Source organism: Microbulbifer mixtoriginis (SeqCode), from assembly GCF_052467515.1.
In genome coordinates this window covers 3,758,630-3,772,707 of record NZ_CP174314.1, presented here as the reverse complement: position 1 = coordinate 3,772,707, position 14,078 = coordinate 3,758,630, and the positions used below count along the sequence as shown (strand labels likewise).

13 protein-coding genes are annotated in these 14,078 nt (G+C 52.4%); 7 read left to right on the top strand and 6 right to left on the bottom strand.

The genetic code is table 11. The features are described from left to right. Positions 1-18 precede the first annotated feature (18 nt). Positions 19-1,038 (bottom strand): S41 family peptidase, encoded by a 1,020-nt coding sequence (locus ACJJIT_RS16235; RefSeq protein ID WP_444899053.1) that lies wholly within the window; start codon positions 1,036-1,038, stop codon positions 19-21. Positions 1,039-1,541: 503 nt separating this feature from the next. On the opposite strand from ACJJIT_RS16235, the gene ACJJIT_RS16230 reads away from it, so the two are divergent. The 4 genes from ACJJIT_RS16230 to ACJJIT_RS16215 all read left to right on the top strand — a co-directional run bounded on the left by ACJJIT_RS16230 (position 1,542) and on the right by ACJJIT_RS16215 (position 5,503). After that, entirely contained in the window at positions 1,542-2,750 is a 1,209-nt protein-coding gene (locus ACJJIT_RS16230) for a pyridoxal phosphate-dependent aminotransferase (RefSeq protein WP_444899052.1), read from the top strand. Between the two features lie 134 nt (positions 2,751-2,884). Beyond that, complete coding sequence (locus tag ACJJIT_RS16225) at positions 2,885-3,361, top strand: Lrp/AsnC family transcriptional regulator (protein WP_226644702.1); 477 nt, start codon at positions 2,885-2,887, stop codon at positions 3,359-3,361. A 641-nt stretch (positions 3,362-4,002) separates the two neighbouring features. After that, positions 4,003-4,407 carry a DUF4345 family protein gene (locus ACJJIT_RS16220; protein WP_444888048.1) on the top strand — a complete coding sequence of 135 codons (405 nt, stop codon included), beginning with the start codon at positions 4,003-4,005 and terminating at the stop codon, positions 4,405-4,407. Positions 4,408-4,549: 142 nt separating this feature from the next. Continuing rightward, positions 4,550-5,503, top strand: coding sequence for an AEC family transporter (locus ACJJIT_RS16215; protein ID WP_252084612.1), 954 nt, complete (start codon positions 4,550-4,552; stop codon positions 5,501-5,503). 18 nt (positions 5,504-5,521) lie between these two features. Here ACJJIT_RS16215 and ACJJIT_RS16210 read toward each other — a convergent pair whose 3' ends face one another. The 5 genes from ACJJIT_RS16210 to ACJJIT_RS16190 form a co-directional block, all read right to left on the bottom strand. Then, the gene (locus ACJJIT_RS16210) at positions 5,522-6,364 is read right to left on the bottom strand and encodes a sterol desaturase family protein (RefSeq protein WP_444899051.1); all 843 of its coding nucleotides are present in this window, start codon (positions 6,362-6,364) and stop codon (positions 5,522-5,524) included. A 185-nt stretch (positions 6,365-6,549) separates the two neighbouring features. Beyond that, a complete protein-coding gene (locus ACJJIT_RS16205) occupies positions 6,550-7,617 on the bottom strand; it encodes a helix-turn-helix transcriptional regulator (RefSeq protein ID WP_444899050.1) in 1,068 nt (355 codons plus the stop codon). Positions 7,618-7,620: 3 nt separating this feature from the next. Next, positions 7,621-8,163 carry a lytic transglycosylase domain-containing protein gene (locus ACJJIT_RS16200; protein WP_444885956.1) on the bottom strand — a complete coding sequence of 181 codons (543 nt, stop codon included), beginning with the start codon at positions 8,161-8,163 and terminating at the stop codon, positions 7,621-7,623. Positions 8,164-8,372: 209 nt separating this feature from the next. Beyond that, complete coding sequence (locus tag ACJJIT_RS16195) at positions 8,373-10,103, bottom strand: proline--tRNA ligase (RefSeq protein WP_444888051.1); 1,731 nt, start codon at positions 10,101-10,103, stop codon at positions 8,373-8,375. A 254-nt stretch (positions 10,104-10,357) separates the two neighbouring features. Continuing rightward, complete coding sequence (locus tag ACJJIT_RS16190; protein ID WP_252084616.1) at positions 10,358-10,765, bottom strand: HU family DNA-binding protein; 408 nt, start codon at positions 10,763-10,765, stop codon at positions 10,358-10,360. A gap of 288 nt (positions 10,766-11,053) precedes the next feature. Between ACJJIT_RS16190 and ACJJIT_RS16185 the strand changes: the two genes are divergently transcribed. The 3 genes from ACJJIT_RS16185 to ACJJIT_RS16175 all read left to right on the top strand — a co-directional run bounded on the left by ACJJIT_RS16185 (position 11,054) and on the right by ACJJIT_RS16175 (position 14,025). After that, on the top strand, positions 11,054-11,320 hold the full coding sequence (locus tag ACJJIT_RS16185; RefSeq protein ID WP_252084617.1) for an FmdB family zinc ribbon protein: 267 nt from the start codon (positions 11,054-11,056) through the stop codon (positions 11,318-11,320). Between the two features lie 77 nt (positions 11,321-11,397). Continuing rightward, on the top strand, positions 11,398-13,176 hold the full coding sequence (gene aspS, locus ACJJIT_RS16180; protein ID WP_444899049.1) for an aspartate--tRNA ligase: 1,779 nt from the start codon (positions 11,398-11,400) through the stop codon (positions 13,174-13,176). Between the two features lie 105 nt (positions 13,177-13,281). Further along, on the top strand, positions 13,282-14,025 hold the full coding sequence (locus ACJJIT_RS16175; RefSeq protein ID WP_252084619.1) for a YebC/PmpR family DNA-binding transcriptional regulator: 744 nt from the start codon (positions 13,282-13,284) through the stop codon (positions 14,023-14,025). The last annotated feature ends 53 nt before the right edge of the window (positions 14,026-14,078 follow it).

The window sequence follows — 14,078 nt, the reverse complement described above, 5'->3', positions numbered from 1 at the left end:
ACTCAGGCCGAAGTTGATCTAGTTGCGTCTTTCTTTGTTAGTCAATACTTCTAATTGTTCACTAACTTCCTTGAGTTGCTGTGGATTGTTTGTTGTGTTTTGAATGATATGTAGAGACTTTTGGTAAGCAATATCAAAAGCCTCCTCTTTTGAAGCGATAATATCTGGTAAAACGCCGGTACCTTCCCAGTTGCTTTTGGTAATTGGATTTACAGCTCTTGCGATAGGAATTGATACCTTGAACTCCTTATCAAGGCTGAGAAATTGTATGGGATGCGCTCCACCTTTGGTGACTTCGCCAATAATTGTGGCTCGTTTAAGATGTTTTAGATAATAAGTAAATGCTTCCGCGGCCGAAAAGGTATCTTTACTGGTTAAAATGAAGACTGGAACTTTGGCTTTTCTTTTGCCATTGAGGGTTTCGAGAGTCCAGAATTCGGTGGTGCTATATGTTGCTCTCCAGTAAATACTGTTTAGGTGGGTGGGCTTCTCAAAAAGATAACTGCTAATTAGGCGGCCCATATTGCCATCACCGCCGCCATTATTTCTAAGATCGAAGATGATGGCATCGGTATCTTCAATCAAGGTCATTACGGCTTCTAGACGTTTCTTTGAGACTTCGTTGACATGATCAAAGCCCCAGAAATCGATATAGCCAATGTTACCTTCGAGCACTTCAACGCGCGTAAAACCAGAATTTTTCCTGGCCAGTTTACTGAACCAATCCTCTCTCTTCGGTTGTTCCTTTGGGGTGTTTGGATCGTACCAACGTACACCAAAATGCTTATCGTGTTTTTCCAGTGCCTTAGTAAGTAGATCGGCTGTTTGTTTTGGAGTTTTAGTTTTTTTTAGGGCCTCGGAGTGTGCAATTTTTTGCAAGCTTTCACGAATTGAGGGGATGTTCTCCTGAAGTATATAGCGGTTGGAAATCTCAAGCTCAAGGGCATTGATGAGAGACTTTTTTTGCTCTGCTGAGAAAGTGGCGGAGAAGCCGTGCGATGAGATAAGCAAGAATACAACCGCTAGATATTTCTTCATTACAGTAACCCTCTGTTTTCGTTATTCCCTCGTAATCAATATATGGGCCTGGATTGCAGAAAAAAGAGGCCGCCAAAGATAATTTCTGGCACATTTGCCTCAGTTAAGTCGGTAGGGAGGGGTTGACTGGGGGCTTGGCTGTAAGTGATGGATGTATGACTCTTATCTTTTCTTCTGCTGTTGAAATGCGCCCAAGACTGAGCGCCATCTATGGAGTTTGGATTCGTTTATAGAGCCAGTTTGGAGAATCTGTTTCTGTGTGTGACCGGAGGGAGCAGATGTACTGGCATCTGCCTAATAGGTTGTTCGGTCGCCTGCGATAGATATTTTATGACCGATTGGTGCCAAATAGTCTATCCCGCCTTTATGCGTAGACAATGTCTTCAGAATTTTCTGCGGTAATACCCATAGAAACTCCTGAGTAATGCGAAATAAGCGCCTATATAGCGGTATAGATTACTTTGATGGTTGCTACCTTAGCAGGCATAAATGGCAGATAAATAGTGAAAAACGTGACAGATTTTACCCCCCAATTCAGCCTTCAAAGTGAGGCTCTGAACTGTGAGGATTCCAATGTCTGGGCGGTCAGTGACCGGGCCCATGATCTTGCCGATAAGGGGGAGGATGTCATTTTCCTCTGTGTGGGGGACCCCAACTTCGATACCCCCGAGCCAATTCTGGATTTTGCCCGCGCTCGCCTGGGTGTCGGGCGGACTCATTACTCTCCCGCCGCCGGTGAGCCGGTGTTGCGCAGAGCTATCGCGGATATCGAGAGTAAGGTTTCACCCCACCCTTGCAATCCCGATGATGTTGTGGTGTTTCCCGGCGGTACCAATGCTATCTACGCGGTACTTTCCTGCCTGTTGAACCCTGGTGAGGAGATTGTTATCCCAGAACCGATGTATATCGGTTATGTCCCCATTTGTGACAGTCTCAGGCTGTCTGTAAAGCGGGTAGCCTGCCCGGCGGAACAGAATTTTGCGTTCGATGTGGACTCGATCAAAGCGGCAGTCACTGAAGAGACCCGAGTGGTCATGATCAATACCCCGGTCAACCCCACCGGTGCAATGGCAACTCCTGAACAGTTGCGTGAACTGGCTGCCTTTTGCCGTGAGCGCAACATCTGGCTGGTGTCCGATGAAATGTACTCCATGATCACTTTTGCCCGCCGCCATACCTCATTGCGCACAGCAGCAGAGTCTCTGGACAATATTGTGGTGATTGATGGTCTGTCTAAGTCTCATGCCATGAGTGGTTGGCGTCTGGGCTGGGCGGTAGCGCGTGGCCCCCTGGTGGAGCGCCTTGCGGCATTCGCCGGAGCCACTATCTTCGGCTGTCCACAGTTTATCCAGGAAGCTGCGGCTTTTGCCCTGGAGTTCGATACCTATTTCGTGAAACAGATGCGTGACGCCTATGAACGTCGCCGCAATTTGATCGTTGAGAGAATCGGCAAAATTCCGGGGCTTAGCTGTTACAGCCCGGATGCGGGTATGTTTGTGATGGTCAATGTTTCCGAGTTGGCCAGCTCTGGTCAGGTATTCGCCGAGGCCCTGCTGGAAGCCGAGCGGGTATCAGTATTGCCGGGTACACCTTTTGGTGAAAGTGCGGTGAATCATGTGCGTTTGACGCTAGCGGCCGATGACAGTGAGTTGTCGCGCGCTCTGGACCGAATCGAGCGTTTTGTCACCTGCGCTAATCGCCAGGCTAGTTAACCCAAGTGGCGGTAGCCAGCTCTCAGCCTCTCTTGCCGGGGGCTGGCTTTTTCATCTCTGGAGGTTATAGAGTTTCAGCCTCCAGCGATTACCGCTATCCTTGCCCCCTTTCAGATTCAAAAGAAATCAGTTCCGTGAAAATTGACCGGCATAATTTGCGTATTTTGCAGGCTCTGCAAACTAACGCCCGTATTAGCAACCTGAATTTGAGTGAACAAATTGGCTTGTCGGAGAGCGCCTGCCTGGCCAGGGTGAAGCGCCTTACCAGTGAGCGTTATATCCGTGAGTTTCTCGCCGAGATCAATCTGGACAAGGTGCGCCACGCTGAGTTTTATGTGAATGTGGCCCTGAAGCGCCAGGATGCGCGCACCAGTGAAAACTTCCGGCGAATTATCAGTGATATCCCACAGATCGTTTCCTGCGTGAAGATGTCTGGTGAATTCGATTATATGCTGCGCTTTATTTGCCCTGATGCGGCAGACTTCAACCGGGTTTCCGAGCAGTTATTGGCCAATGAGGAGGCCGCTATCTCGCGTATGACTTCGCATTTGGTGATCGAGAAAACCAAGCCTTTTACCGGTTATCCACTGGAGCTTCTCTTCCAGGATTAGGAACAGGCCAGGCAGTGGGCAGGTTTAATGCCACTGCCTGCTCCTTATTTGTGGAGCGGCTTTCGTTTGCACTTTCTGACATGCTGGTCAAAAAGTGATCCTTATTCTTCGACGATATCGACAGCGAATAGAGACTGTTGCCAGCTGGTCAAGAATCCTTTCTCTTGCTTTCCTTGCTGTTTGTTCAATAGCTTGAAGCGCCCCAGCTCAAAGAGTTGAGCATGATTAATAGTTATCCTGCCTAGAGATTGCGGAGAGCTGCTCAGTCTGCGCCATGCGTATGACAATTTTGTTGCGGTAAGCCCTGCCTTCTTGTACAAGCGTGTTAAATGTGGTGTCTCTAGTCGGCCAGATTAATTTCGGGCTGGCCTAGGTGGCGGGTACCCATGCTGTTTTGAGCCGTTTTCTTCGGGGATTCTAATCGGTTGAATTAGATGTCAGGCGGGTGGTCTGGCTTGATCCTGTGCGGAATTTAAAGGACTTACCTCCCTTTTATGTCCATTTTGTGAGGTTGGTGATCCAATTGAAAGAGTGGCGGCTGTAACCTCATATATACTTTAGACAGGCTTCTGTGCAGCGAAAGTGGTTGGAAAGCTGCTATCCAGAGGCTGGTAATCACCGCTGGTGCAGGGGAGTGGCAGTTGAAATATTTAGGGCGAGTCTACCTGACTCTCAATTTATTGGCTTTTGCGTCTATCGGTCTTGGGGCCCTGTTTAATCCGGAGTCGTTTGCTGCGGCTATCGGGTTTTCATTTACCTCACCTACCGCTGTGCCCGAGTTTCTTGCAACTTACGCCGGCTTTATGTTGGCAATCGCCGTTCTCTTACTGATTGCGTTGGCCATGCGCCCTCACCGCCGTGCCGCCTATGCTTCACTCTCAATCTCTTACATTGGATTCGCGGCTGGCCGTCTCTTTGGCATGTTTTCCAGCGGTAGCTTCGATGAACGCAATTTACTGTTCTTCGCCCTGGAAGTGATCATGGTAATTTGGGGACTCTACTGTTATCGGGAATCTCGTTGGCTTCCCCTGCAACACGGGCATTAATCCAAAACAGCTAAATACTGGGATCGCCCTTAGCTCTGTTCACCGGTGACTTTGGCCTGTGGGTAGTTCTTACTTTTCGCGTTAATACTGAGAGAAGTCTGGCCTGGTGTTTGCCGCATCCTGTCACTGATGGATATGAGTAATGTCTCAATTCCAAAGTTTGGTGGAAGCTCTGGTTATCCTGGTTGCGCTCTGTGCCTGCGCGATTTGGCTACGCAGTCGCGGGGTGATTCTTAGAGAAGAGCAAGGAGTATTTGGGCGTCTGGCAACAGACTTTGCGCTGCCGGCAGTAATTTTACATAGCTTGATTAAAGTCCCTTTTTCTTCCCAGGCTCTTCTTCCCGCACTGGCCTTATTTGCTGTGAGTATTGCAATCATGGTGCCTGCGTGGGCAGTGGGTAAATTGATGGGGCTGGGGCGTAAGACCCTCGGCTCGATTGTGTTGGTTGCGGGTTTTGGCGGCTCTTCGACTTTAGGGTTATCGCTGATTCGTCGGATTTTTCACGATAACCCTCTGGTTATGAGAGACAGTGTTCTCATTGGTGAATATGGCGCACTTTTATCTGTATTTACTGTCGGTGTTGCTGTGGCCATTTATTTCGGCCGGGATGAGGGAGAGCAGGTCAATGTTTGGCAGGCCTGTAAGCCTTTCTTTGTATCACCAATTTTTATCACGATGGTTTTAGGCACAATTATTTCCCTATTTGGCCTGCCCCAGGGGAATGTTACTGTGCAGCTGCTGGAGGATATATTACGGATTTCCGGACAATCCTTGATAGTGCTGGTGGCATTTAGTATCGGTCTGGCCCTGCGCCCCATCGCTGTGCGCCAACTGGCGGGCCTGATCCTGGTGGTCGTCCTGTTAAAGCTGGTGGCAGAGCCTATGGTGGCATGGGCTCTGGCAATGCCAATTGAGTTACCGCACATCGAGCGGGAGCTATTGGTTTTACAGGCGGCAATGCCCTCTGGGGCGATTGCCGCCGTACTGGCGAAACGCTATGGATGCGATGGCGGCGTTGCATCCGCAATGGTGGTTGCCACCTCTTTTATCAGTTTGATAACACTACCGTTGACACTTTACTTTGAAAGCCAGTGATTGCACTGCAGCCATTGATCAGGCTGTTATTTTCCCAGAGTTGTCATCGCTGGAGTGCTGTTCCAGCGTGGTAGTTTCCACCTGCTGTCCGCCGTGTAGTTTACCGTCTACAGCCTGGCGGAAAACTTCTTTGTAGTCCTTAAATTCCGTGCCCATTAGGCGGTCCCACCAAGTGAAGTAAAAACCGTAATTGCCCTGAAAACGCTGGTGATGCAGGTCGTGATGAGTTGTGGTGGTCATATTATCGAGCACGCCATCGACCCAGCTGCGTGGGTGGAATTCGCGGCCTGTATGCAGCATGGCGTTGCGGAAAATCATTATGAAAAGGAAGCTAAGCCAGATACTTGGGTGCAGTGGTATCGTTAGGGCGATCAGTGGAGAGAAAAGCCCGTTGATAAATATCTCACCGATAGAGAAGCTGTAGGCAGTCCAGGGAGTTGGGGTTCGCGACATATGGTGTAGCTTGTGGAAGTGCTTAAACAGCTTTGGGTGGTGCATTGCCCGATGGGTCCAGTAGAAATAGGCGTCATGCAGGAGAATTACCACAGGCAGGCTCAGGACGCTCCACCAGAGCGGGTAGTCATTCCAGTTCCAATACAGCTTGGCGATCCCCATATCCTGTAGCAAATTTATGCTGATGCCAAACAGGGTGAAAATACAAACGGTCAGCATGGAGTAGCTGACTTCCCGGCGAATATCCCCCCAGTTAGCACGCCGTTTTTGGATGCGGCGCCGGTTCATCCAGGCGCGAAACAGCCAGCTCGCGCAGATACTCATCACAGAAGCCGCCAACACATAGCGAAATAGGGTCAATTTAAAGTGGGTGGTTCCGTAATCAGCCACATCTGCGAAGAAATCCATCTTTTTCACCATCCTTTTTCATCGGCGTTGCTAAAGGGGTAGCGTTGGATATTGAGGATCTATTGGGATTCTAGGTGCTACTCACATGGGGAGCTTTTGCATCAGTGCTTGCAGTCTGGGGGGCTTTGCTGACGGAGGCTTACGGAAAATGAAAAAATGCTGACGAATTCCGAATTGCTGCCCTCTTAGGCGGGCAGCTTGTCGCGACGGTACTCGGTTGGGGTCTGGTTGTGACGACGCTTAAAAGCGGCATTAAACGGGCTGAGAGATCGGTAGCCAATATCCAGGGCGATGGTCAGCACGGGTAGATGCGCCTGTTCCGGATCGGCCAGACGAGCGCTGGCCTCATCAATGCGAAATTGATTGAGATATTCGTTGAAGTTTCGATAGCCCAAGTGGCGGTTTATCAGTGTACGCAGCAGGTGCTCGCGGGTATCCAGTTGCTCCGCCAGTTCGCGAATGGTCAACCCGGTGTGTCTATAGCCTCCGCCTTCCATATGCTTTTGCAATTTAGCCAATTGCATCTGCTGCTGCTCATCCAAGGTTGGTAAAGGTGCTGGAGGTGGGGCTACCTCTTCAGGGATATCTGTTGCTGGCTGTGGTAGAGAGTCGCCCAGGGCGCTGGGTGAGAGCGCAAGCAGCCATAAACAGGCTGCCAGGGACAGCAGGCTGGCGAGTAGGGCGTGAAGAGTTGGCACACCATTGGGGACGGGGCGGTAGGCAAACAATGATTCAGCACTGATAACGATCAGCATATAAGTGCCTACCGCAATCAACAGTATGGCGCGCAAGCGACGGCGCTCCTCCACCAAATCCGAGTGAAACTGCCCGAGTAGAGTGAGCATGCCCAGGCCAATCAGACCTAAGCGGGTAAATTGGGACAGATTAAAAAAAACCTCTTCGGCGCTATTGCCTAAAGGGATTGGCGAGTGACTAGCGGCGACACTAAAGGCAATGGAGAGGCCGATAGGCATCCAGCCCCAGCGGGGAAAGGGTTCTTCCTCGCGACAGAGCAAGTGGGTAAACAGCCAGAAGGCGGCGGGCACAAGAATCACCGGCAGGTGAATCAGCAGCCCCATGAGCCCGACAAGGGGAGGGAGTGTCGGTAACAGTAAATAACAGATAACACCGATCAAAACCAAAATCAGCCAGCGGCCCGCCGCGAGACGTCGGTGATTGACGGAAACCTTGGTTGCGGCCAGTAAGAGTAAGGCGCAGGCCCCGCCGGAAAAAAATAAATAGCCTGAGGTCACGACTTATCTCCAGCGGTTGGCCCAGGCATCCAGCACCTTACTGCTATAGGTGTGGCGGCCATAGCTGCCGTTGTAGTAGGCGAGGGCGTTGGCCAGATTGCCCTTCGCTTTTTTGATGTAGTGCTTGAGAATGGTACAGCCGTAACGCAGGTTGGTATCCATATCAATCAGGTTGTCACCGGGACGGCCGATCTCTTTCTTCCAAAATGGCATTACCTGCATCATGCCTTGTGCGCCTACCCGGGATACTGCGTAGGGGTTAAAGGCACTCTCGATCTGGATTACCGCTAGAACAATTTCCGGGCGTAAACCCGCTCGGGTTGCCTCGCGATGCACAGCCTTAAGAACGTGCATGCGCCTTTTAGGGTCTTTGATGTAGCGTGCTAAGGGCTGGGATTTTGACATCAGCCACACCTCCGCATCGAAGCGATCGACAAAGCTGTCTGCCTGAGTAATGGCCTCACGCAGGGCGAGCCGCAACTCGGGGTCCACTTGCTTGGTGTTAGTCTGGGATATGGCACTGCAGCAGATAAGGCAGAACCCCATCGCGGTAATAGCTTTTCTTATCATGCTGGGAATTTTACGAGATCCAGGGAGATTGGGTAGCGCCTTTTATGGACCTTTTACGCAAATCTGGACAGGGAGAGGCATTTGAATTGAATGGGGCTGTGAAATACCAACGGACTTAAAGTGCTGTGTTGGTATTTCACGGAGGTATTTTGAGATAGATAAAGAAAATCTATCTCATCATCAGATTAGCGCAGGTCGAATTTCTCCAGCAGTACTTCCTCCAGCTGGGATACCGCAAACTCCTGGCTCTCAGCATCGGCGCGGCCCTTGTATTCCACAATGCCTTTCTCCAGGCCGCGGTCGCCGATAACGATGCGGTGGGGGATACCGATTAATTCGACATCCGCGAGCATGCCACCCAAGCGAGCCTTGGGCTCATCCATTAGCAGTACATCCACGCCTTTGCTGCGCAGGGATTCATACAGGTGCTCACACTTTTCCCGTACCACATCGCTCTTGTGCATATTGATGGGCACAATTGCCAACTGGAACGGCGCTATGGCGTCTGGCCAGATAATGCCGGAGTCGTCGTGGTTTTGCTCAATAGCGGCGGCGACAATCCGGGATACTCCAATGCCGTAACAGCCCATGGACATGACCTGCTCCTTGCCGTTCTCATCGAGTACGGTGGCGTTCATGGCGCGGCTGTATTTGTCACCCAGCTGGAAAATATGGCCGACTTCGATTCCGCGTTTGATTTCCAGGGTGCCCTGGCCGTCGGGGCTGGCGTCACCGGCAACGACATTGCGCAGGTCTTCAACGCGGCCGAGTTCCACGTCGCGGCCCCAGTTCACGCCGGTGAAGTGGTAATCGTCGCGGTTGGCGCCACAGATAAAGTCCGCCAGGTGTGCCGCAGCTCGGTCCACAATGGTTTCGAGCTTCATGCCAACGGGTCCTAAAGAACCGATATTGCAGCCCAGTTCATCGGCAATACGCTGCTCCGGGGCGAACTGCAATGGGCTGGCGATGCCGGCCAATTTTTCTGCTTTCAGTTCGTTCAGTTCATGGTCGCCGCGCAGTACCAGCGCAACCAGGGGCGCGGTTTCACCCTCTTCGCATTCACCCAGCACGATCAGGGTTTTTACCGAATGGGTGGGGTCGCTGTTCAGGAATTCGCTGACATCGGCGATGGTTTTTTGCCCTGGCGTGTGTACTTCCTGCATTTCCTGGCTCGGTGCGGCGCGCTCGCCAGCAGGGGCCAAGGCTTCGGCCAGCTCAACATTGGCGGCGTAGCGGGATTCGGTGGAGAAAGCGATATCATCTTCACCGCTCTGTGCCAGAACGTGGAACTCATGGGAGCTGGAGCCGCCGATAGAGCCGGTATCCGCCAGCACCGGGCGGTAGTCCAGGCCGATACGATCAAAAATGCGGCAGTAGGCGCCGTGCATAATGTCGTAAGTTTCCTGCAGGGAATCCGCATCAATGTGGAAGGAGTAGGCATCCTTCATGGTGAATTCACGCGCGCGCATCACACCAAAACGCGGGCGAATTTCATCGCGGAATTTTGTCTGTACCTGGTAGAAATTGGCCGGCAGCTGCTTGTAGCTTTTGATCTCATTGCGGATCAGGTCGGTAATAACTTCCTCGTGGGTTGGCCCCAGGCAGAAGTCATTGGAGTGGCGATCCTGGATACGCAGTAATTCCGGGCCGTACTGCTGCCAGCGGCCGGACTCCTCCCACAGCTCCGCCGGCTGCACTACCGGCATCAATACTTCCAGGGAACCGGCACTATTCATCTCTTCACGCACAATGCGCTCTACTTTGCGCAGTACGCGCAGGCCGGTGGGCAGCCAGGTGTAGAGGCCGGAGGAGAGACGGCGGATCATACCGGCGCGCAGCATCAGCTGATGGCTGATTACTACCGCGTCGTTGGGCGTTTCTTTCTGGGTGGCGATAAGGTAACGGGATGCGCGCATAGGAATAAACTGGGTTCAATTATCGGTAAGCTGGTTATTTTACGCTATTCATCAGCTAATAAATATTGCCGGATAGACTCCCGTATGGGATCGGTTATTTTTTATGGAAGCTACACCCTGCTGATATTGATAAGGGCGTGGTTAAAAGGGTAATTGGTGTAGCTAAGAATGGGGCTATGGCCAATCTTTAGATGGTATATAGGGGCATAAAAAAACCCCGCAGTTGCGGGGTTTAGTGCCTGAGGCTGGGAGTCTTAGGACTCAGCCATTTCCTTCAGCTTCTTCAGCGGGCGAACTTTTACCTGGATGCTTGCAGGCTTGGCCTTGAAGACAGTCTCTTCACCAGTGAAGGGGTTGATACCTTTACGGGCTTTTTTGGCTGGCTTCTTCACAGTGGTGATTTTCATCAGGCCCGGCAGGGAGAATTCGCCAACAGCGCGCTTCTTGATGTGGCCTTCAATAATATCGCTCAGCTCGTCCAGAACAGACTGTACCTGCTTGCGGGACAGTTCAGTATTTTCTGCGATCTGGTTCAGCACCTGGGTTTTGGTGAACTTCTCTTTGATCGCTTTTACTTTCTTAACTGGAGCGGCAGCGGCTTTCTTGGCTGGAGCCTTTTTGGCAGCAGTGGTTTTGCTGGCAGCTTTCTTGGCGATTGCCATAGCTTACTTCCTTCTTTGTTGTTCGGTGTATATCCGGTAAAAGTGTGTTCGGTCTCCCGCTGCGCTGCATCCACAAAACGGCGTCTCAGCGGGTGATGGTGGGAAGTATATATAGTTTTTGTTTGGCCGCACGGGAAAATACTAGAAAAATAGTGCTTTTTCCTTATTTTGTACCTGTTTTGAGATCCCAAACCCCTTCTACAAAGGCCAAAAGGGGGTGCCTGCTTCTTCCCTCTGGGGGGCTCATGTATACTCTGTCCCCCTTTTTCCAGCATCGGGTACCGAGTAATGCCGATCTATGAATACCAGTGCAATGCCTGCGGCCACGAGATGGAGGCCTTGCAGCGCATGAGCGACAACCCCCTCAAAGACTGTCCAGCCTGTGACAAGGCCGAGTTGCACAAGAAGATTTCAGCAGCTGGATTTCGCCTCAAGGGCGGCGGCTGGTACGAGACAGATTTTAAGACCGGCAGTAAGAAAAATTTGGCCGGCGATGCGGCCAATGGCAGTAAAGCTAAAAGTGGCCAGCCGGCAAAAACGGCGAAGACGGCTTAAACCCGCTGTGCGGAGCCGCTTGTGCGGTGTACTCTCTATTTAACCTTTTTACCTATCGATAACGGGAATTTTCATCCATGCGCAGCGACTACTGTGGCGTCCTTCGTTCCGCGGACATAGACCGTGTAGTAACCCTCTGTGGCTGGGTCGACCGCCGCCGCGATCACGGCGGTGTAATCTTTATCGACCTGCGCGACCGCGAGGGAATTGTTCAGGTGGTATTCGACCCGGATGCGGCCGAGCATTTCGACATGGCCGATCGCGTGCGCAGCGAATATGTTCTCAAGGTCACCGGCCGTGTGCGCGCCCGCGCGCCCGAAGCCCTTAATCCGAATATGGTGACTGGTGAAGTTGAGGTTTACGGCACTGAGCTGGAAATTCTCAACACGGCAGAGACGGTGCCTTTCCAGCTGGATGAGCACACTGCTGTGGGTGAAGACGTGCGCCTCAAGTACCGCTACCTGGACCTGCGTCGCAACGAAATGCAGAACAACCTGTATTTCCGCTCCAAACTCACCACGGCGATTCGCAATTATCTGGATGAGCACGGTTTCCTCGATATCGAAACCCCGATCCTGACCCGCGCTACCCCCGAAGGCGCGCGCGATTACCTGGTGCCGAGCCGCACCCACGATGGCAAATTCTTCGCCCTGCCGCAGTCTCCGCAGCTGTTTAAACAGTTGTTGATGGTGTCCGGCTTTGATCGTTATTACCAGATTGCCAAGTGTTTCCGCGATGAAGACCTGCGCGCCGATCGCCAGCCGGAATTCACTCAGATCGATATCGAGACTTCTTTCCTCGACGAGGAAGAGATTATGTCGATCACTGAGGGCATGGTGCGCAAGCTGTTCAAGGAATTGAAAGGCATTGAGTTGGGTGAATTCCCGCGTATGTCCCATTACCAGGCGATGTTGCGCTACGGCTCTGACAAGCCGGATCTGCGTATTCCGCTGGAAATGGTAGAGATCAAAGACCTGATGGCCGAAGTGGACTTCAAGGTGTTCTCTGGACCGGCCAATGATCCTAAAGGTCGCGTAGCGGCTATCAAGGTGAGCGGTGGTTGCGACAAGCTGACCCGCAAGCAGATCGATGACTACGGCAAGTTTGTGGGCATCTACGGTGCCAAGGGTCTGGCCTATGTGAAGGTGAACGACCGCTCCGACCTGGAGAATGGCCTGCAGTCGCCGATCGTGAAATTCCTGCCCATTGAGACTCGTGCTGCCATTCTTGATCGGCTTGAGGCTGAGAGCGGCGATATTATTTTCTTCGGCGCGGATACTGCCAAAGTGGTCTCCGAAGCGCTGGGTGCGCTGCGCTGCAAACTGGGTGAAGACCTCAATCTCTACACCAGTGAGTGGGCGCCCCTGTGGGTAGTGGCCTTCCCGATGTTCGAGGAAAATGAAGACGGCAGCCTCACCGCGTTGCACCATCCGTTTACTGCACCTTCCTGTAGCCCAGAAGAATTAGAGCAGAACCCACTGGGGGCACTGTCGCGAGCCTACGATATGGTGCTGAATGGTACCGAGCTGGGCGGTGGTTCTGTGCGTATCCACGACCAGGCCATGCAGCAGGCGGTATTCCGTATTCTCGGTATCGATGAAGAAGAGCAGCGCGAGAAATTTGGCTTCCTGCTGGATGCTCTCAAGTATGGTGCGCCGCCCCATGGAGGCCTGGCCTTTGGTTTGGACCGCTTGGTAATGTTGATGACTGGCAGCGATTCTATTCGCGATGTGATTGCCTTCCCCAAAACCCAGAGTGCCGCCTGTGTCATGACGGATGCTCCGGGCACGGTGGATGCCAAGCAGTTGCGCGAGCTGAATATCCGCCTGCGCCAGAAAGAAGAAAAAATCAGCTGATTTTCCCCCGACGGGCCGGGCGAAGCGGGTCTGTCAAATCGTGGTGATGGGCATTTCGCTTCGCTTATTGGCCCATCCCTCGCACAGATTGAAGAGAGACGGAACATGGCCGGACATAGTAAATGGGCCAATATCAAGCATCGTAAAGCGGCTCAGGATGCCAAGCGCGGCAAGATCTTTACCAAGATCATTCGTGAGCTGACCGTAGCGGCCAAGGCGGGCCCCAACCCGGACGATAACCCGACATTGCGCGCGACTATCGACAAGGCTCTGGGCGCGAACATGAAGCGCGACACCATCGATAAAGCCATTGCCCGCGGCGCCGGCAATGCGGAGGGTGATAACTATGAAGCTGTGGTTTATGAAGGTTACGGTGTCGGCGGTGTCGCAGTACTGGTGGAGTGTCTGACCGACAACCGCAACCGTACAGTGGCCGAGGTTCGTCACGCTTTCTCCAAGCGCGGCGGCAACCTGGGTACCGATGGCTCCGTAAGCTACCTGTTCACCCGCAAAGGCCAGATGTTTTACGACATTGGCGTGGATGAAGATGCGCTGATGGAAGCGGCCCTGGAAGCGGGTGCTGAGGATATCGAAACCAACGATGATGGCAGCGTTGAGGTGACTACCGAATTCCAGGATTACCTCACGGTGAAAGATGCACTGGTAGCCGCAGGCTTCACGCCGGACAGCGCCGAAATCGCCATGATTCCGTCCACCACTATCCCGTTGGATAAAGAGGGGGCAGAGAAGGTGTTGGCCCTGATCGAGATGCTGGAAGATCTCGACGATGTGCAAAATGTTTACACCAACGCGGATATTCCCGCAGAGGTGATGGAAGAGCTGGGCTGAGCCCCAGTTCAGACCGGGGCGGACAGTGTTTGCTCCGGCTTACCCTCATATCG